The sequence below is a fragment of the Amycolatopsis sp. lyj-346 genome (assembly GCF_046548975.1).
Classification (GTDB): domain Bacteria; phylum Actinomycetota; class Actinomycetes; order Mycobacteriales; family Pseudonocardiaceae; genus Amycolatopsis.
Genome location: NZ_JAJPWT010000006.1, coordinates 94,417 through 112,867 on the forward strand (window position 1 = coordinate 94,417; position 18,451 = coordinate 112,867).

The 18,451-nt window shown below is 70.5% G+C and carries 18 protein-coding genes and 2 pseudogenes; 7 read left to right on the forward strand and 13 right to left on the reverse strand.

What is annotated here, in order from left to right; all coding sequences use genetic code 11:
* Positions 1–213: 213 nt before the first annotated feature.
* Positions 214–1,854 carry a serine/threonine-protein kinase gene (locus ACLJQE_RS20495; RefSeq protein WP_410640900.1) on the reverse strand — a complete coding sequence of 547 codons (1,641 nt, stop codon included), beginning with the start codon at positions 1,852–1,854 and terminating at the stop codon, positions 214–216.
* A 48-nt stretch (positions 1,855–1,902) separates the two neighbouring features.
* Positions 1,903–2,868 (reverse strand): SDR family NAD(P)-dependent oxidoreductase, encoded by a 966-nt coding sequence (locus ACLJQE_RS20500; RefSeq protein ID WP_410640901.1) that lies wholly within the window; start codon positions 2,866–2,868, stop codon positions 1,903–1,905.
* Between the two features lie 104 nt (positions 2,869–2,972).
* Between ACLJQE_RS20500 and ACLJQE_RS20505 the strand changes: the two genes are divergently transcribed.
* Positions 2,973–3,515, forward strand: coding sequence for a DUF6069 family protein (locus ACLJQE_RS20505; RefSeq protein WP_410640902.1), 543 nt, complete (start codon positions 2,973–2,975; stop codon positions 3,513–3,515).
* The gene (locus ACLJQE_RS20510; RefSeq protein ID WP_410640903.1) at positions 3,512–3,937 is read left to right on the forward strand and encodes a nitroreductase/quinone reductase family protein; all 426 of its coding nucleotides are present in this window, start codon (positions 3,512–3,514) and stop codon (positions 3,935–3,937) included. The genes ACLJQE_RS20505 and ACLJQE_RS20510 overlap by 4 nt, the downstream gene beginning before the upstream one ends.
* 24 nt (positions 3,938–3,961) lie before the next feature.
* Here ACLJQE_RS20510 and ACLJQE_RS20515 read toward each other — a convergent pair whose 3' ends face one another.
* From ACLJQE_RS20515 to msrA, 3 genes are all read right to left on the reverse strand, one after another.
* Positions 3,962–4,765, reverse strand: coding sequence for an ABC transporter permease (locus tag ACLJQE_RS20515; protein WP_410640904.1), 804 nt, complete (start codon positions 4,763–4,765; stop codon positions 3,962–3,964).
* Positions 4,762–5,739 carry an ATP-binding cassette domain-containing protein gene (locus ACLJQE_RS20520; RefSeq protein WP_410640905.1) on the reverse strand — a complete coding sequence of 326 codons (978 nt, stop codon included), beginning with the start codon at positions 5,737–5,739 and terminating at the stop codon, positions 4,762–4,764. The genes ACLJQE_RS20515 and ACLJQE_RS20520 overlap by 4 nt, the downstream gene beginning before the upstream one ends.
* 403 nt (positions 5,740–6,142) lie before the next feature.
* Positions 6,143–6,658, reverse strand: coding sequence for a peptide-methionine (S)-S-oxide reductase MsrA (msrA, locus tag ACLJQE_RS20525; RefSeq protein WP_410640906.1), 516 nt, complete (start codon positions 6,656–6,658; stop codon positions 6,143–6,145).
* Positions 6,659–6,797: 139 nt separating this feature from the next.
* On the opposite strand from msrA, the gene ACLJQE_RS20530 reads away from it, so the two are divergent.
* Complete coding sequence (locus ACLJQE_RS20530) at positions 6,798–7,178, forward strand: STAS domain-containing protein (protein ID WP_410640907.1); 381 nt, start codon at positions 6,798–6,800, stop codon at positions 7,176–7,178.
* A gap of 3 nt (positions 7,179–7,181) precedes the next feature.
* On the opposite strand, the gene ACLJQE_RS20535 is transcribed toward ACLJQE_RS20530, so the two are convergent.
* Together ACLJQE_RS20535 and ACLJQE_RS20540 are read right to left on the reverse strand one after the other, a co-directional pair.
* Complete coding sequence (locus ACLJQE_RS20535; RefSeq protein WP_410640908.1) at positions 7,182–7,892, reverse strand: 2OG-Fe dioxygenase family protein; 711 nt, start codon at positions 7,890–7,892, stop codon at positions 7,182–7,184.
* 30 nt (positions 7,893–7,922) lie between these two features.
* Entirely contained in the window at positions 7,923–8,798 is an 876-nt protein-coding gene (locus ACLJQE_RS20540) for a helix-turn-helix domain-containing protein (RefSeq protein ID WP_410640909.1), read from the reverse strand.
* A 335-nt stretch (positions 8,799–9,133) separates the two neighbouring features.
* On the opposite strand from ACLJQE_RS20540, the gene ACLJQE_RS20545 reads away from it, so the two are divergent.
* Positions 9,134–9,559 carry a hypothetical protein gene (locus ACLJQE_RS20545; RefSeq protein WP_410640910.1) on the forward strand — a complete coding sequence of 142 codons (426 nt, stop codon included), beginning with the start codon at positions 9,134–9,136 and terminating at the stop codon, positions 9,557–9,559.
* A gap of 10 nt (positions 9,560–9,569) precedes the next feature.
* On the opposite strand, the gene ACLJQE_RS20550 is transcribed toward ACLJQE_RS20545, so the two are convergent.
* On the reverse strand, positions 9,570–9,875 hold the full coding sequence (locus tag ACLJQE_RS20550) for a hypothetical protein (RefSeq protein WP_410640911.1): 306 nt from the start codon (positions 9,873–9,875) through the stop codon (positions 9,570–9,572).
* 122 nt (positions 9,876–9,997) lie between these two features.
* On the opposite strand from ACLJQE_RS20550, the gene ACLJQE_RS20555 reads away from it, so the two are divergent.
* Both ACLJQE_RS20555 and ACLJQE_RS20560 read left to right on the forward strand, forming a co-directional pair.
* Positions 9,998–10,906, forward strand: a complete 909-nt coding sequence (locus ACLJQE_RS20555; RefSeq protein WP_410640912.1) for a hypothetical protein — start codon at positions 9,998–10,000, stop codon at positions 10,904–10,906.
* A 95-nt stretch (positions 10,907–11,001) separates the two neighbouring features.
* Positions 11,002–11,439, forward strand: coding sequence for a L,D-transpeptidase (locus tag ACLJQE_RS20560; protein WP_410640913.1), 438 nt, complete (start codon positions 11,002–11,004; stop codon positions 11,437–11,439).
* On the opposite strand, the gene ACLJQE_RS20565 is transcribed toward ACLJQE_RS20560, so the two are convergent.
* Positions 11,394–11,837 carry a hypothetical protein gene (locus ACLJQE_RS20565; protein WP_410640914.1) on the reverse strand — a complete coding sequence of 148 codons (444 nt, stop codon included), beginning with the start codon at positions 11,835–11,837 and terminating at the stop codon, positions 11,394–11,396. The two genes, ACLJQE_RS20560 and ACLJQE_RS20565, sit on opposite strands and share 46 nt — an antisense overlap.
* On the reverse strand, positions 11,834–12,268 hold the full coding sequence (locus ACLJQE_RS20570) for a hypothetical protein (protein ID WP_410640915.1): 435 nt from the start codon (positions 12,266–12,268) through the stop codon (positions 11,834–11,836). Before ACLJQE_RS20570 ends, ACLJQE_RS20565 begins: the two co-directional genes overlap by 4 nt.
* A 105-nt stretch (positions 12,269–12,373) precedes the next feature.
* Between ACLJQE_RS20570 and ACLJQE_RS20575 the strand changes: the two genes are divergently transcribed.
* Positions 12,374–13,735: an NAD-dependent succinate-semialdehyde dehydrogenase gene (locus ACLJQE_RS20575; RefSeq protein ID WP_410640916.1), complete on the forward strand. Its 1,362-nt coding sequence runs from the start codon at positions 12,374–12,376 to the stop codon at positions 13,733–13,735.
* A gap of 38 nt (positions 13,736–13,773) precedes the next feature.
* Here ACLJQE_RS20575 and ACLJQE_RS20580 read toward each other — a convergent pair whose 3' ends face one another.
* The 3 genes and pseudogenes from ACLJQE_RS20580 to ACLJQE_RS20590 all read right to left on the reverse strand — a co-directional run.
* Positions 13,774–15,084, reverse strand: a complete 1,311-nt coding sequence (locus tag ACLJQE_RS20580; RefSeq protein ID WP_410640917.1) for a tyrosine-type recombinase/integrase — start codon at positions 15,082–15,084, stop codon at positions 13,774–13,776.
* A 323-nt stretch (positions 15,085–15,407) separates the two neighbouring features.
* Positions 15,408–17,041: pseudogene (locus ACLJQE_RS20585) on the reverse strand (replication initiator); the annotation flags it as partial.
* Positions 17,038–18,372 (reverse strand): annotated as a pseudogene (locus tag ACLJQE_RS20590) (FtsK/SpoIIIE domain-containing protein); the annotation flags it as partial. The pseudogenes ACLJQE_RS20585 and ACLJQE_RS20590, both read right to left, overlap by 4 nt.
* Positions 18,373–18,451: the final 79 nt, after the last annotated feature.

An 18,451-nucleotide genomic window follows, 5' to 3' on the forward strand; every position in this document is an offset into this window, starting at 1 on the left:
GGAAATGTCGTCGAACCGGCGGGGACGGATTCCCGGCGGCCGTGCCGGCGCGCAACGACGCAGCCTGCACGTGGTGTGTATCGGCCTGCGCCCGCTCCGGTTACCGGTCGTTATTGGTTTGAGTCTCAATTCGTGAAATTGAATTACCGGCCATTCTGGAAGGTTTTCCGCACCAGGGCCTTTCGGCCCGGATTCGCGCGCCGGAAGTCCCGCTCAGGAGTCGCGGCCGGGTCCCTTGCCCTTGGTCTTGCCGGGCGGATCGGGCTTCGCGGTCTTGTCCGGTTTCGACGGCTGCCCGTTCGAGGACGGGGCCGCCTCGGTCACGGCGGCGGGTTCCAGCGAAGCCGCTTCGTCGGTGCCCGGCTGCGAGCCGGAGCCACCAGGGCCGGGGCGCGGGGCGCGGGTCCCGGACTCGGCGGAGGGCCCGGCGGACGAAGGGCTGGAGGTGGCGGCCGGCGAGTGCGCGGCGGGCGGCTGGGCGGGCGTGCCGCTCCCGGCTTCCTGTTCGGTCAGCAGCACGGCCGACACGACGGCAACGGCGGCGGCGGTCAGCCCGGCCGCGGCGGCCAGCTGCCGTCGCCGCGGGTTGGCGGCCGGGGGAGAAGCAACGGCTGCGACGTCGTGGAGGTGCGTCGGGGCATCGGCGGCGGCCTCGCCGCGGTGCGCGGGGCCGGGGGCCGCATCGCGGGCCGCGGCTGCGGCGAGCGGGCCGGCGGCTTGGTCGCCTCCTGCCGCGCAAGGGCCCGCGGCCACCTCGTGGTGGGCAGCACTCGCACCGGCGGGGTCCGGCGCGCTTCGAGCCGGGCCGTGCTGCGCCGCGCCCGCAACCGATGTCGAATCGTGGGCCCGTGCCGGGCGGCGGCGCCACCGCGGGCTGCGCTGGGTCCTGCTCCACGGCTGCGTCGGCGGTGGTGCGTGCAGCATGTCCAGGACCTTCGCGGCCGTCGGCCGGTCGGCGGGTTCGCGTTGCGTCATCCGGCGCAGCGCGTACGCCAACGTCGCCGGCGTGTCCTCCGGGATCCGTGGTGGTCTGGTCAGCCGGGCCATGGCCGCCTCGACCATGGTGCCCGGGTACTCCCGTTGTCCCGTCAGGCATTCCAGCAGGATCAAGCCCAGCGCGTACACGTCCGCCGGTGGGCCCGCCGGTTCGCCCGACACCTGCTCCGGCGCCAGGTACGCCGCCGTGCCCGGGATCAGGCCGGTGCCCGTGATGTGGGTGGCGTCGAGGGCGTGTGCGATGCCGAAGTCGCCGATCAGCGGACCGTCCGCGGACAGGAACACGTTGGCCGGCTTCAGGTCGCGGTGCACGATCCGCCGCGCGTGGACGTGGGCCAGCGCCTCGGCGAGCCCGTCGGCCAGCGCGGTCACGTCCGCCGCCGGCATCGGGCCGCCCAGCAGGCGCTCCGCGAGGTTCTCGCCCTCGACGAGCTGCATCACCAGGTACGTCCGGCCGTGCTCGGTGCCGCTGTCCAGCAGCGCCACCACGCCCGGATGGCTGATGCTGCCCTGGATCGTCATCTCGCGCAGCCGGCGCCGCTGGTCGAGCGCGACCGCGTCACGGTCGTAGATCTTGACGGCGACCTCGCGGCTCAGCCGGACGTCGAAGGCGCGGTAGACGCGGGCCGTGCCGCCGCTGCCGATCAGCCTGCCGACCTCGTAGCGTCCGCCCAGCAGCCCCGGCGGCCGCTCGTCGTCGAGGGTGCGGCGCGGGGTGATGGTGAATTCACCGAGCGCGTAACGGCCGCGCGTGACCTCCGCCCCGTCGCCCGTCGGCGGGCGCCCCGTTCTCCCGGCATCGTCGGCCACGGGCGCCAGGTACCCCGGCCCCGTGCCCGGCAAACGTCGGAAGATCACGAAGAAAGTATCGTCCGGCGGCCCGCCGACGTGACACCCAGGTCGCGATCAGTCCCGCGCGAACGCGTCCACGCCGGTGAGCTGGGCCGACAACGTCCACAGACGCGCGGCCTCCGCGCGGTCGACGGCGTACCGGCGGACACCGGCGGCCGAGAGGCCCACGGAGTCCTCGGGCGCGAGCTCGGCGACGTCGCAGTCCTCCAGGTACAGCCCGCCGAGCCCGGCCAGCTGCGGCGAGGTCGCGGCCCACACCGTCGTGGCCGCGCCCTGCTCGGGGGTCTTGAACTCCACCAGGTGGTTCCCCGCCTCGTCGATCCAGCCGCGTTCGATCATTTCCGTCCGCGGCAGGTGCCGCTGCAGCGGCGTCATGATGCCGCCGGGGTGCAGCGCGAACGCGTGGACGCCCTTTTCGGCACCCAGCTCGTCGAGCCGGACGGCGAAAAGCACGTTCGCCGTTTTGGCCTGGCCGTACGCCTGCCACTTCTCGTAGCCGTTCTCGAAGTGGACGTCGTCCCAGCGGATCGGCGAGTAGTGGTGGCCGCGCGAGGACAGCGAAACCACGCGGGCGCCGTCGGCGACCGCCGGCCACAGCCGGTTGGCCAGCGCGAAGTGGCCGAGGTGGTTGGTGGCGAACTGGGCCTCCCAGCCCGGTCCGACGCGGGTCTCGGGGCAGGCCATGACGCCGGCGTTGGCGATGAGGAGGTCGATCCGCCGCCCGGTCGCCAGGAAGCGCCCGGCGAAGGCGCGGACGCTCTCGAGGTCGCCCAGGTCCAGCTCGTCGACCTCGACGTCGCCGAGGCCGGCGAGCGCTTCCCCGGCGACTTCGCGGCGGCGGGCCGGGACGACGACGTGGGCGCCGGCGGCGGTCAGCGCACGGGTGGTTTCGAGGCCGATCCCGGAGTACCCGCCGGTGACGACGGCGAGCTTCCCGGTGAGGTCGACGCCTGCGACGGCTTCGGCGGCCGTGGTGGTGGCGCCGAAGCCCGAGCCGATCTTGTGGTGTGCGTTGGTCATGGCTCCGACGCTACGAGCTGGAGTGCACTCCAGCGCAAATCGCGGCCGGGGCCGAAACGGGGGACAATCGGGGGAAGAGGCGCAGCCGACCCAGGAAGGCTCTGATGTCCGACTACTACGGGAACCAGCCCCAGGACGTCCGCCCGGGGATCGACGCGCGCCGCCTGTGGGCGGGCGGCGTGGCGACGGCGGTGGTCGCGGCCCTGCTCGCGGTCGTCGGGCTGCTGATCGCACGCGGGATCTTCGAGGTCGAAGTGCTCGCCCCAAAAGGCGAAGGCGTCTGGGGCAACGCGAGCACCACGACGTACGCGCTGGTCGCCGCCGCGGTGGCCCTGCTCGCCACCGGGCTGATGCACCTGCTGAGCGTGGCGACGCCGGCGCCGTCGCAGTTCTTCGGCTGGATCATGGTGCTGGTCACGCTGATCGCCGTGGTGCTGCCGCTGACCTTGACGGTCACCCCGAGCGCGAAGATCGCCACGGCCGTCATCAACCTCGTCATCGGGCTGGTCATCGCCGCGGTGGTGAACAGCATGGCGGCCAGCGCCCGCACGCTGCACCGGCGCCGCACCCAGCAGAGCGCCGCGCCGCCACCGACCCGGCAGCAGTGGACCCAGCAGGACCCGCCGACCCGGTACTACGACCGGTGACCGTGGTGGACATCCGGGAAACCAACCGCCGGGTGATCGAACAGTTCCGCGCCGGCGGCGAGGTCGAGGGCATGCACCGTGAGCGCCTGGCACTGCTGACGACGACGGGCCGGACGTCCGGGGAGCCCCACACGACCCCGATGATGGTCCACCGCGACGGGTCCCGGTGGCTGGTGGTGGCGTCCAACGTCGGCGCGCCCCGGCACCCGGACTGGTACCTGAACCTGGAGGCCGACGCGCGGGTCCGGGTGGAGGTGGACGGCCGGTCGTTCGACGCGGAGGCGCTGCCCCTGCTCGGGGCCGACTACGTGCGGACGTGGACGGAGCTGGAGAAGCACTACCCGTTCCTGGCGGACCACCAGGCGAAGGCCCGGCAGGCCAAACGGGTGATCCCGGTCGTGGAGCTGTCCGAAGAGGACTGAGTTGTCAGTCCTCTTCGGACTGTCCTACTTGCTCGCCACCCGGCGGTAGCGGGCCGTCGCCAGCGGGGCGAAGATCGCGATGATCGCCACGCAGCACAGGATGGCGTACAGCGCGGCGTTCTCCGCCGGCCAGCCCGTCGGCGGGGCGCCGAAGCGGTTGCCGAACAGGTCCCTCGTCGCGTTGATCACCGCCGTGAACGGGTTCCAGTCCGCGATCGCCTTGAGGAACGCCGGGAGCGTGTCCGTCGGGACGAACGCCGAGGAGATGAAGCTCAGCGGGAACATCCAGATCAGCCCGGCGCTCTGCGCGACCTCGACGCTGCGCGCCGCCAGGCCGATCAGCGCGCCGACCCAGGACAGGGCCCACGCGAACATCAGCATCACCAGGTAACCGAGCAGCGCGTCCCAGAAGCTGCCGCGGATGCGCCAGCCGACCAGCAGGCCGCACGCCGACATCACGACCAGCGCCACCACGCTGACCACCAGGTCCGACGTCGTGCGGCCGAGCACCACCGCGATGCGGGACATCGGCAGCGACCGGAACCGGTCGATGATGCCCTTCTGCAGGTCGTTGGCGAAGCCGATGACCGTGAACGCCGAGTTGAACGCCACCGTCTGGGCGAAGATCCCGGCGATCAGGAACTCGCGGTACGCCGCGCCGCCCGCTTCGCCGCCGATCGCGTTGCCGAAGACGTAGGCGAACAGCAGGACGAACATGATCGGCTGGAGGGTGGCCGCCATCAGCCAGTCGGGGTTGCGGCGGACGTTCATCAGGTTGCGCCACGTGACGATGCCGCCGTCGGAGATGCCCTTCGCGAGCGCGTTCACTTCGCCACCTCCTCGGTGGACTCGGCGCCGTGGCCGGTCAGGGACAGGAAGACGTCGTCCAGCGTCGGCCGGTGCAGGCCGACGTCCTGGACCGTGATGCCGTGGGCGTCGAGCCGCCGCAGGGCCTCGATCAGCGCCTTCGGCCCGGTGTCGACGAGGATCTCGGCTCGCCGCGTGTGGTCGTCGCCGGACGGCTCGCCGGTGCCGACCTCGCGCAGCACGTCCAGGGTGACCGGCAGGTCCGCGGCCGAGGCGACGACCAGCTCCAGGCGCTCGCCGCCGATCTGCGCCTTCAGCTCGTCCGCCGTGCCGCGCGCGATCACCCGGCCGTGGTCGATCACCACGATCGAGTCGGCGAGCTGGTCGGCCTCTTCGAGGTACTGGGTGGTCAGCAGCACGGTCGTGCCGTCGGCCACGAGTTCCTTGATGACCTCCCACGTGTCGAGGCGCCCGCCCGGGTCGAGGCCGGTGGTCGGCTCGTCCAGCACGACGACGGTCGGCTCGGCGACCAGCGCACCGGCCAGGTCGAGCCGGCGGCGCATGCCGCCGGAGTAGCCCTTCGCCGGCCGGTCGGCGGCCTCCTCGAGCCGGAACCGCGTGAGCAGCTCCCGGGCGCGCGAGCGGGCCGCGGCCTTCTTCCGGCCGTAGAGCCGCCCGACCATGTACAGGTTCTCGAACCCGGTCAGATTCTCGTCGACCGCCGCGTACTGCCCGGACAGCCCGATCCGCTGCCGCACCTCGTCCGGCTCGGCCAGCACGTCGTACCCGGCCACGTGCGCCTCGCCCGAGTCCGGGCGCAGCAGCGTGGTCAGGATGCGCACGGTGGTGGTCTTCCCGGCGCCGTTCGGGCCGAGCAGGCCGAGCACCTGCCCGGCCGGGATGTCGAGGTCGACGCCGTCGAGCGCGCGCGTCGAACCGTAGGTCTTCACGAGCCCGCGTACCCGGACGGCCGGGTCCGGTTCCGGCTGGGACATGTCGGCTCCCCCTTCAGGTGACCCCGACAAGCTAGGGCACGCCGCCCGGTTTGTCCTCCGGGTTTCTCCCTGAGCCGATTCAGTTCGCCGAGAGCGTGACGGCGAACTCCGGCGGCGTCCGCAGCGACTGGAACACGACGCAGTAGCGCTCGGTCAGCTTCTTCAGCGGCGCCTGGGTCGCGCGCAGCTCTTCGGTGGTCCAGCTGGTGCTGCCCGACTCGAAGCCGCCGTTGGCGAACTTCTGGCCGGAGCAGCCGCCGGTCGTGCCGGTGGCCGAGCCGGTCGACAGGGCGAACCGGCCCGGTGACTGCCGGGCCGAGAACGGGGTCCGCTGTCCACTGAGGACTCGATGCGGATCACCGTCGCTCGGCCGGTCTTCACTGCTCTCTCGGGGGGCCGAGTGTCAGGCGGTCCTCTCACGCTTCGGGAGCTTCCAGCCCGGGCGCACGAAGTGGCACGTGTACCCGTTCGGGATGCGCTGCAGGTAGTCCTGGTGCTCCGGCTCGGCCTCCCAGAAGTCACCCACCGGGCTGACCTCGGTGACGACCTTGCCCGGCCACAGCCCCGACGCGTCGACGTCGGCGATCGTGTCCTCGGCGACCCGCTTCTGCTCGTCGTTCTCGAAGAAGATCGCCGAGCGGTAGCTCAGGCCGATGTCGTTGCCCTGGCGGTCCTTCGTCGTGGGGTCGTGCACCTGGAAGAAGAACTCGAGCAGGTCGCGGAACGTCGTCTGCGCGGGGTCGTAGATCACCTCGATGGCCTCGGCGTGCGTGCCGTGGTTGCGGTACGTGGCGTTCGGGACGTCGCCGCCGCTGTAACCGACCCGGGTCGAGATCACCCCGGGCTGACGGCGGAACAGCTCCTGCATGCCCCAGAAGCAGCCGCCGGCCAGGACGGCCCTTTCGGTTGACGTGGTCACGGCGTCACTCCTTCTCCTCGTGCGGTGCTACCGCCCGTTACAACTGCCCCGGACCCCCGATGATTCCATGCGGGTATTACGGAAGCCTGACGTGACGTGGGACGATGGTCCCGGGACGGGATGACTCCCGGGAGGCGCGATGCGCAACGACGACATCGCCTCGGAAGGCTCCGGCGGCGTGCTGGTCGTCGAGATGCGTGGCGAGCCGGGCATCACGACGGTGCTGCGCAGGGTGTCGGTGCTCGAGACCGCCCTGTGCGAACTGCCGTGGCCCCGGCTGCTGGTGATCGACCTCGGCCGGCTGGACTTCCTCTCCGAGCGCGGGGTCCGCGGCCTGCTCGAGGCGATCGAGCGCTGCCGGGACCGGGGCCTGCCGGGGTGCCTGGTCGCCTCGCCGGGCACGGGGGTCGAACGGGTGGTCCGCCGCACCGGGCTCGACGAGCTGGTGCGGGTGTTCCCCGATCGGCTGGCGACGATCGTCGCCTACCAGCCGGTCGAGGTGCGCTGGCTGCTCTGCTGAGCGTCAGCCGAGCCCGTAGGTCTGCGGGTGGTCGACCGTGCACACGAGGGCGTCACGGCGCGCGCGGCCGCCGGGCGGGGCGATGAGCGGGCTGGCGGTGTGCAGGAAGCGGGCGTCCTCGAACACGATGAGCTGCCCCGGCTCCAGCCGCTGCCGGTGGACCGCGGTGTCCGGGGCGCCGGGGCGGAACAGCGTCGTCTCGGCGCCGGTGCCGTCGCGGTCGACGACGTAGACGAAGACGAACTCCTCGCCGTCGGCGTGCGGGCGCGTCACGACGTTGGTGAACGTCCGGAAGATGTTGACCCCGAACGTCCCCCGCGGGCGACGACGGTGTTCCGGGAGCAGGCCGAGCGCGGCGCGGATCCAGGAGGCGAACAGCGGGTCGCCCGCCACGGGTGTGCGGACGTATTCGCGCCGCCCGGGGCGGCCGCCGCGGTCCTCGATGGCGATCTCGGGGTGCTCGTCCAGCGTCAGGTCGTTGCCGTGCCACGCGTACTCGACGACGTCCCGGGCCCGCTCCCGGTCGGCGGGGACGTCGCCGGGGTAGCAGCGCAGGACGCCCGGGGTGAAGTACGTGCGCAGGAGGTGCTCGCGCAGGCGCGCGCCGGGCAGGCCGAGCTCGTCGTCGGACACGACGAGGTAGCCGTCGGTGTCTAACCGCTTCCGGTGCAGCCGGAGTTCTTCGCCTGCGGGAAGGGGAAAGTCGAAAGCCATGCGTGGGTCCCAACGTGAAGGGAAGGGGGATCAGCCGAACTGCGCGGACTGGATCTCGCGGATCAGAGCGCGGCTCTCGCCGGGTTCGAGGGAGGCGGCCACGAGGGCGTCGTGGTAGCCGCGGTACTGCTCGACCGTCTTGGCGGTCTCGATGTGCCGGAACCCGGCGTGGGTTTCGATGTGCACGATGTCGCGGTCGAGCTCGTTCGCGAACTCGAAGTAGGCGTACATGCAGCTCATCGAGAACAGCGGCGGATGGGCGAAGGGGAAAACGCGCAGTTCGATGTTCGGCGCGGTCGACCGCTCGACCAGGTGGTCCAGCTGCGCGTGCATGATCTCGCGGGAGCCGACGAGCTGCCGCAGTGCGGCCTCGTGGGTCACCGCGATCAGCCGCAGCGGCTCCATGTCCTCGCGCCCGGCGAGGACGTGCTTGCGGTGTTCCCGCAGGTCGACAAGGCGTTCGACCTCTTCGGCCGACCACCACGGCTCGTGCGTCGAGTACTGGGCCCGCGCGTAGTCGGGGGTCTGCAGCAGCACCGGCAGCAGCGGGATCGTGTAGATCCGGGCCACGGTCGCTTCGGACTCGTATGCGAGGTGGGCGTCGAGCCCGGGGGTCGCCGTGGTCTGCGAGTAGTCGGTCCACCAGCCCTGCCGCCCGGACGCCTTCACCCAGCGCATCAGCCGCTCGGCCAGCTGCGTGTTCTCGATGCCGTAGAAGCGGATCAGGTCGCGGACGTCCCTGGCCTGCGGGCTGCCCTGGGCGTTCTCGAGCCGGGACAGCTTCGACGTCGAGATCAGCAGCGCGTCGGCCACTTCTTCGAGGGTGCGGCCGGATTCGTCCCGCAGGGTCTTGAGCGTGTCCGCGATCCGGCGGCGGGGCACGATCGGACCTTGCGTCGGGGCCATGGGACCTTCGTTCTCACGGTGGGGCCGTTCACGGTGGGACCCGGCTCGTGGGTTTCCCACCGCGCCGCGAACATACTCCCTCCGGCTCTCTCGGAGTGGGAAGCCACCCCTTTGATGCGGCTCTTGACGGATTTTGGCTGGTCAACGACCTGCTGCGCCGAACGGGTGTTTCGCCTTGGGATTCCTCCGTGGGAATTGCAAAGCGGGATGTCCCGGAGTGACACTTGCAGGGCAAGCCGTGCCAGGGCCGGAACCCCAAGACAGTGAGGACGCACCAGGACGACGACAGGGGACCGACCCGGCCCGGCGGACGGCGCCGAGGGGAAGGAACCGCCATGTTCGTCGTGCTGAGACCGGGTGTGCTCGTCCGGGTGCTGGCCGCCACCGCCTTTGCGGCCGTCCTGCTCTTCCTGCTGCTCGGCGGCCTGATCCCGGGCCCGGACGGCTCATCCGGCGCACCGCCCGCGGACCCCGCCGGTGACCTGCTCGCGCGCACCACGCCGGCGCCGTACGTCGTGGCGGGAACGGGCAGGAACGGCCTCAACGTCCGTTCCTGCGCGGCCGCGACGTGCCGGCGGGTCGGCTGGATCGCGGAGGGTGGCACGTTCGAGGCGGAGTGCTGGACGCACGGAACGCCCGCGTCCGGCGACGACCGGTGGCTGCGCGGCACCGCCGGCGGCCGCGCCGGCTACGCGGCCGCGCACTTCCTCCGCGGCAGCGGGGCACCGGATTGCGGGACGAGCTCCGCGCGTCGGACGTGAAGGTGCGGGCTCACTCGCCGCGCATCGAGCGGCGGATCTCGGCCAGCCTGTCCTTGGCGGCCTGGTCGCGGTCGGCGATCTTCTTGTCGAGGGTCTCGGCGGTGTCCTCGGTGCCGAGACCGGCGACGTCGACCGAGCCGAGCGACGTGGTGTACCGGTTCTCGATCTTGTCGCGGACGAAGTCGAAGCTGGGGACCCCGCCCTCGCTGTAGTCCGGGTCCGGCAGCGGCGGCGACGGGATCGCCAGTGCGCCGGTGGGGGTGTCGTCGACGATCTCGCCCTCGACCACGTTCGGGTCGCCGTCGGGTTTGCTCATCTCCCGACCTTAGCGCCGGTGTGGGCAGTCCTGCCGCGACCAGTGGGTAATTCGGCCGTGGGCCCGGCGGGCGGGGTGGGGAATTCTCGACGCGCACAGCCGGTGTCCGGAGGGAGCAGACCATGAGTGCCGGGGCCTACCGCGCCGAAACGGCGGAAATGGGAACGGTCGTGAGGGCGGTCGAGGACGTCGGGTCGTCCTTCCTGTCCGCCACCCGCGATCTGGAAGGCCTGGTGCTGGACGCGTTGTCGTTCGCCGGGATCGGCAGCGGCGTCGCCGCCGCGAACACCGCGTTGCACTCGACGCTGGGCAGCGCCCTGCAGAAGCTCCTCAGCCTCCTCGTGAACGTGAACCAGAACGTCCAGACGGCCGCGGACGGTTACCGCGCCGCCGACACCGACGTCGCCCAGGCCTACGGCGGCGGCGGTCAGGGCGGGGGTGGCGCCGCCGCGGCCGCCGCGCCGCCGCAGCTGGATCCCCGCGTCGTCGACTCGATCATGCGGTCCGAAGGCGCGACGGGGGAGCAGGGCGGCGTGCCCGAGGCCTACGGCTTCCGGCAGAACATGCACAACGGCTACGACCGGATCATCGCCGCACGCGAGCAGTACGGGATCGGCAGCGCCGAAGAACGCGCGGTCGTCACCGACCTGATGACCGCGAACGCGCGCACGGCCGGGGCGCTCAACTTCACCGATCCCGGCACCCAGGCCGCGATCATGTCCGGCGCGCACATGCGCGGTGCCGGCGGCGTGCGCGCGATCCTCAACCACATGGCGGGCGAGGACATCGTGCGCAGTTCGCGCACGCTCAGCGACGCGACCATCCAGCACGTCCAGGGGCTGACGCCGGAGCAGTTCCAGCAGGAGTTCCGCGACGCCCGCGTCGAATACGACCGCCAGATCTACGGCGGGACGACGACCACCCAGGGCGGGCACACGCAGAACTGGTGGGACCGCTACGGCAACGGCCTGACCCGCCGCTACGACCGCGAGCAGGCCGAGTTCCTCGGGCTTTCGCAGCCGCAGAACTGATTCCCGGGTTCTCCAGGTTCTCGGGTTCTCCGGGTTCGAAGATCGCCCGGCTGGGCACTCTCATCGGGTAGCCGAACGACAACGGGAGGCACACGATGAACCGGAGGATGATCGCACTTCTGGGCGGGGTCGCCGCGATGGCGGGGACCGTGGCGTTCGCGGGAACGGCCGAAGCGGCGTCCACGCCGTGCAGTGCCGAAGCGAAGGCCTGCGTCCAGCGCAGTTCGAATACCGCGTGGCTGACCGACGGCGCCGGGAACGTCACCTACGGCGGCGTCCCGATCACCGTGGGGATGGCGAAGTACCCGACCCCGCTCGGGAAGTTCCACGTGCAGTGGAAGGACATCGACCACTACAGCAAGCAGTACAACGGGCCGATGCCGTACTCGGTGTTCTTCACCACCACCGGGGTCGCCTTCCACCAGGGCAGCCTGAAGGCCAAGTCCCACGGGTGCGTGCACCTTTCGCGCGCTGCCGCGGTGAAGTTCTACAACTCGCTGAGGCCCGGTGACGTCGTCGAGGTCGTGCGCTGATCCGTCGCTTGTGGACGGTCCAGGAGCGCGCCCGTGACGGCGCCGAACACCAGGTGATCCAGGATCTGCGGCCCGCGCGGCAACGCCCGCACGGCGGGGTACGCGCGGGCCGCGATCCCGAGGTCCAGTGCCGCGATGGCCAGTCCCGCGAGCGCACCGCCGCCGGCCCCGAGCCGGTGGTGACGCGCGATCGCGGCGAGCACGCCGGTCCACGCGGCGGAGACGACGACGTGCGCGATCAGCCCGGCGGCGACGCCGGGCCGGTTGCGCCGTCCCGGCAGCAGGGTGCCGGCCGCTTTGGTGGCCGCCAGGACGTCACGGCCGGTGATCAGCGCATGCGCGGTCGACGGTATCCCGCTCACGACCGCGGCCACTGCGCCCGCTTCGGCCGGTTTCACCCGTTTTGTTCAGCCAGGTACGCCGCCACCCGGATCCGCAGGCCGCGGACGCGAGGGAGCGCGATGGTGAACGTCCGCGCCGGCCGGTAACCGGGCCACGGGTCGCCGTGCGTGCAGGGGCCGGCGAAGTAGACGAAGCCGTCTTCGTCGTCGTAGCGGCCCGGTGACCAGACCGCCGGGTCACCGACGTGGCGATCCCGCGCGATCCAGTAGGCCTCGTGCTTCATGACGCGCCGCAGCTGCGCGGCGAATCCCTCGAGTTCGGTCTCCGGCAGGCCGAGACCACGTCCGCTCCAGACGCGCGGCGTGCGTTCCGATGGCCGGGCGGGACAGCCAAAGGTGACCGCGACGGCGGTGTACTGCCGGGTCCAGCGGGCTTTTTTCGGTGCCTGCGCGGCGAAGTCGGGTCCGCCGGTGAGTTCCAGCGTCATGGGGGAACGATAGTCGATCAAGGCGCGAAGGGTACCGCCGCGCGGGTGCCGCTTTCGGTTCACATAGTGTATACAGTATCCAGTAGCCTGGTGAAGGAGGCCGCTTTGTATACAGTCACCAATCCGGCGACGGGTGAGCTGGTCGACGAGATCCCGAACGCGGCCGACGACGAGGTCCGCGTCGCGATCGACCGGGTCCACCGCGGGTACGCGGCCTGGCGGTCCCGGCCGGTCGCCGAGCGCGCCGCGATCGTGCTGCGGGCGGCGGAGCTGTTCGCCGGGCGCGCGGAGGAACTCGCCGCGATCATGACCCTGGAGATGGGGAAGCGGATCGGCGAAGGCCGCGGCGAAGTCGGCGTCGTCGTCGACATCTTCCGGTACTACGGCGAGCGCGGCCCGGAACTGCTGGCGGACGAGCCCCTGGCGATCCGCGGCGGCGAGGCGGTGCTGACGAAGGAGCCGATCGGGGCGCTGCTGGGCGTGATGCCGTGGAACTTCCCGTGCTACCAGGTGGCCCGGTTCGTCGCGCCGAACCTGGTGCTGGGCAACACGATCCTGCTCAAGCACGCGTCGATCTGCCCGCGTTCGGCGGTGGCCATCGAGTCCGTGCTGCGGGACGCCGGCGTGCCTTCGGACGCGTACGTGAACGTGTTCGCATCGAGCCGTCAGGTGCCGTGGATGCTCGCGGACCCGCGGCTGGCCGGCGTGTCGCTCACGGGCAGCGAGCAGGCGGGCATCTCGGTGGCGGCCGAAGCCGGGCGGAACCTCAAGAAGTGCGTCCTGGAGCTCGGTGGCTCCGACCCGCTGATCGTGCTGGACACCGACGACCTGGACGAAACGGTGAAGACCGTCGCGACCGCCCGGATGCGCAACTGCGGCCAGTCGTGCAACGCGCCCAAGCGCATCATCGTGCTGGGCGAGCTGTACGAGGAGTTCACCGACCGGTTCGCCAAGCGGGTGACGGAGTACTACGTCCCGGGCAACCCGGCAGATCCATCGACAACGCTGCCCCCGCTGGCCTCGGCGGCGGCCGCGGACGAGGTGGCGGGCCAGATAGCGACAGCAGTAAGCCAAGGGGCGACGTTGCGCGCGGGCGGCCACCGAATCCCGGGCCCGGGCGCGTATGTGGAGGCAACGGTCCTGACGGAGGTAACCCCGCAGATGGCGGCGTACTACGAGGAGATCTTCGGCCCGGTGGCGCTGCTGTTCCGGGCGGAGACGGAGGACGCGGCGGTGAAATTGGCCAACGACACGCCGTTCGGGTTGGGCGCGAGCGTGTTCTCGGCGGATCGCGCCCGCGCGGCTCGCGTGGCCCGGGGGATAGAGGCGGGGATGGTGTACGTCAACAAGTCGGGTGGCTCGGAGGCGGACTTGCCGTTCGGCGGGATCAAGCGGTCGGGAATCGGGCGGGAGCTGGGCGTGCTGGGGATCGAGGAGTTCATGAACAAGAAACCTATACGCCTCTGACCTGCTGTTTTGTTGCGTTTGGCCCCGCCAGGCCGTCGTCAGGCCGTCACGGAATCCTGGGCCGTCTGCTGCGGCCGGCGGGGCTTGAACACGCGGTTGGTGGCCGCCCGAGCCCGCTTGTGGCTCGACGGGACGAGGTGGGTGTAGATCCGGAGCGTGTATCCCGGGTCGTGGTGACCGAGGTACTCGGCGACTTCCTTGATCGACACGCCGTTGGCAAGCATCGTGGAGGCGAAGAAGTGCCTCATGGCGTGCATCCCGTCCCGGCGTTCGACATAGTCGAGCCCCGCACGCGCGAAGGCCGGACGCCAGGCGTGGTACGCGAAGTTCGACCCCTTGATCACGTTCCCGATCGGCTGCCCGGCGTAGGCGCTGCGCTTGATGACCCGGCCGATCAGGACGCGCACCGTCTCCGGCCTGCCGCCCGGTTCGAGCCAGGGGAGCGTCAGCGTGACGGGCTCGAAGGTGGCCATGTAGTCGTCGATGTCGTCGAGCATGCCTTGCCCGAGCGGCACCACGCGGGTCTTGCCACCCTTGGGCGGTGAGAACACCGGCTGAGTGCCGATCCACCGGATCTGACGCTGAACGTTGACGATCATCTCGTCCCGGTCGATGTCGTCCGGGCTGAACCCGAAGATCTCCATCTGCCGCAACCCGAGCCCGGCTCCGAGCGGCACCGTGACGGTGTACTCGGCGGGCAGGGCGAGCCGCACCGCGCGGACCCGGCTGTCCGGCCACGGGATGACCTTCCGCTGGACGGGCTTGGGCCGCTTGACGCTCTTCGCCCGGCACGGGTTCGCCCGGATCTTCTTGTCGTCGTAGGCCGCCTGGAGGATGGCGGACACGGTGTCGAAGAGTACCGCGCGGGTGGATGCCATCAGGCCGCGTCCGCCTTCGTTTTTCGGCCGTTCCAACCAGTCGAGCCAGTCCCGAATGGTGTCGGTCTTCGCAGCCACCTTGAGCGGCTTGTCCCCGAGGAACGGGAAGATCCCGGTCTTGAGGTGGTTGCTCACCGTTTGCCGGGTGCCTGCGTCGGCGGACTGGCCCTTGCACCACTGGGCCGTGTAGTCACGGAACTTCTCTTCGCCGGACTCAGCCGAGATGTACTCACCGGCGAGCACGTCGTGTTGCATCTTGGTCAGGAAGGTCTTGGCCTTCGTGAGTTGCTTGTCCGGAAAGGACTTGCTCCGTTCGTTGCCCTCGGGGTCGTAGTACCGGACCTTGTACCGGTCGCCCTTGCCGAACAGTTCGGTCTTCTCTCGGACAGGGTGCCCCTTGGCGTTGAAGACCGGCTTACCCGTCTCGTCTTTCTTCTGCCGCCACCATCGATCTTGCACGTGTCCTTTCATCGCTTTCTCCTATCCTGGTTGGGTTTTGATGCGGCTTAACCCCATGCCCGAGGTTGATCGGGCATGGGGTGTCGTAGCCGGGACCTCCTATGCGGCGCCGTCATGGCTGAGCTGGTCGATCCAAGCTCGTACCGTTTCGGGGGCGTACCGGACGTGTTTGCCCATCCGAATCCACGCCGGGCCGTAGCTCTTGAAACGCCAGTCCCGCAGGGGTCTTCTCGGGTATCCCGAGGAAGGTGGCCAAGTCCTCAGGCGTCCACAGGCCCTCGATGCTCACCACCTTGATCCGTGCACTCATGTCTGCCCCCGCAGGCCGCCAGAGATGGAGTTGCCGAAGTAACTTCGCCCGGTGGTCCGGCCGCGAGTAGCGCTAGGTCGTACTCGGCCTTCCACGTGATCCGCTCCGAGATGGCACGCATGACCAGTTGGTCCCGTGGCGGGCAGTGGGTGTCGCCGGGCTCGACTTTGCGCCATACGAACCGATCCGGGGCCGGTTCCGGCTTGCTGATCCCGACCGCCGCCAACGCCGAGAGCACGAACCCCCGGCGGTCGGCCTTGTGGTCGGCCACCGTCTTGCCGGACCACTTGCGCGACACGAGGACTCGTCGCCCCGGTAGCCCGAGGGTTGTCCGGCGATGCGCCCGGCCTTTGCAGTGCCCTGGCACCGTCTTCCCGTTCGCCCCCTTCGGGTTGATGCCATACAGCAGCCACACCGCGCAGCGCGGCGAGCACGGCGTCACGGCCAGGTGGGCATGAAGCATGTCGTGGTGATCCCGCTGGCCGGCCGTGTCCGCATCGACGACCTCACCGGTCGACTTCGTCAGGTACTTGGTCAGGTAGCCGATGTGCCGCCCGGCCTCCTCCGTCCCGCCGAGGATGCCCTTCGAGTGCACCTGCGTGCCGAACGCACGACATGAGCCGGTTCCTCCACGGCAGCCACCGCGTCATCCCACGCCGTCAACGGCTCCCGGGTCTTCGGATCCACAAAGGAACGGGAATCGGGATCCCACAACGGGTTCCGGTCCGTGTAGACCAGTTCGTCATGAGCAGGCCACCACACCTGGTGGTAGGTCGCATCGGTGACGAGCCGGATGGTCTCGTGCGAGATCGCGCCCCGCAACGCCGTGTGCAGATGCGGGGCCGCCCGCCGCTGGGGTTCGACCGTGGCGAAGTACTGCACGTCCCAGCCGACGACCCGGCGGAGGTTCTGCCACCACCGATCCACCAGCGCCGCGAAGTGCACCGCATCCCGAGCCGCCCGCCGATAGTCATACGACGCCGGGTCGACCGGAGACCCATCTGACCGGACACGCCCGTAGGTGTCGCAGGTCAGCGTGACGAACATCGACGGCCGGAACTTGCCCGCGAACTCTTTCCCGACCGTCGTCTTTGCGACCTTGCGCCGGGGCAGGTTCGGTGCGTCCTGGCGCCGCTTGGTCGACCGCTTCACCGCCTTGCGTTCCGGGACGTCGAGAGTGGGCAGGCGACCGGTCATGCCCGAGGCCCGCAGCTCCGCGTCCACACTCGCGACCTCTGCCCGGAGCTCTTCGGCCTCTGCCTCGTTCCCGGCCGCCATCACGTCGCGGTAGTGCGCGGCCAGGTCGGCCAGGTCGGCCCGGTAGGTCAGCAGCTCGGTTTGGGTCTCCGAGGGCTTCTCCCGGGGGATCGCCGGCTCTTCGGTCAGGTGCCATCCCTCGCGGCACTGGGCCTGCCGCAACGCTTTCGCCTTCCGCGCGCACGGCAAGCACACCGACTCCACGGTGGAGCCGCACGGGACGGGGACGTAGCGGACCTCGCCGGTTTCGGTGTCGCCGACCTCCATCGTGAACGGCCGGGTACACACTCCGTGCTTCTCCGCCGTGGCCTTGACGACGTCGGCGGAGAGAGCACCGCGGATTCGCTCGATCGGGGTGGCCGGCACCGCCGGGGCCTGCAGGTCTTCGCTGATGGTGGTCATGCCGACCTTCTTTCGCCCGTGCGTCGATCGGACAGGCTGATCACCTGGGCGCCGCCGTTGGTGACGTAGTGCTCCAGTTGCTTGATCGTGTGATCGGGCACCCATCCGGCCCGCACACGCAGCGGTTCGCGGATGCCTTCGCCCCAGACGTAGCCGACACCGGCCGCCGATTCCGGGATGCGGTTGGCCCACGCGCCACGCTCGTACGCGCCGTCGCCGAGGACCATCGGGACCTGCGTCTTCGAGGTCAGCCGCATCGCGATCCGCCGGGGCAGCAGCTCCCGCACCGGCACCGTGTCCTTCGTCGGCTCCTGCACGTAGCCCCGGACCGTGAAGCCGAGCGCCCGGCCTTGGGTGGTCAGGATCGCGACCTTCTCCACGATGGCGTCGCGGGTCTTGCGGTCGGTGTACTTGGTCAGCGCGCCGATCTCGTCGAACTCCAGCAGCTCCACCGGGTAGTCGGTGGAGATCGGGACCTGCCGGGTGTGCCCGGCGAACTCGCACTTGCGCTTGTCCAGCTCGTCCAGGAGCGCGTCAAGGACCTGGACCGCTTCCTGCCCGCTCTGGCCGTAGCGGGCGAAGATCCCGCGCCCGTAGGACAGCTCCATGGCCTTCGGATCGATCCCGGACACCCGCACCAGACCTGCCCGGATCGCCGAGGCCGCCGCGACCAGCGGGCACCACATCACCGAGTTCTTGCCCGACCCGGTGGCCCCGGCAACCAGGGTGTGAGCGCCGGTACCGACGAGCGGGAGCTGCCAGGGCTTGCCGTACTCGGTCGACCCGGCGAACACCGCCCGCAAGTCCACCCCGGTGCCGTCCACCGCGACGAGGTCCGGCACCGGCAGGCACGCGACCGGGGAGGCCAGCAGGTCTCGGCGCATGAAGTCGATCGACACGACGTCGGGCTCGAGTTCCCGGATCTGGCAGCGGGTGACCTTCCGGGCGACCGCCAGCGCGCGGGCACCGTCGTCGAAGTCCTCCGGCTTCTGCCCCGGCACCAGCCGCACCCGGACCTCGTCCCACGAGGCCCCGGACCGGACCGACAGCAGCGCAGGCACCGCGACCGAGCGGTCCTGACTGCGGGCGACCGTGTTCCGGCCCCGTCGACGACCGACCAGGGACACCGTGACATCGACCGGCACCGACGCGTCCCGGACCACCAGGCCGCAGGCGGTCAGCCAGCCGGCCAGCTTGCGGCCGTAGAGCGCCCAGCGCAGCCACCACGAGCGCAGCCACCGGCCGCACCACTGGTCATAGCTCACCGCGTCCAGCCGCCACCAGACGAGCTGCACCAGTCCGATCACTACGAGGGTCACCAGGAGCGAGAGCCCCTGAGGGAACGCCTGGTCAAACGTAATTTCGAACCTGAAACCCTTGGCGATAGCCATCTTGTTAGCTCCCTGGATA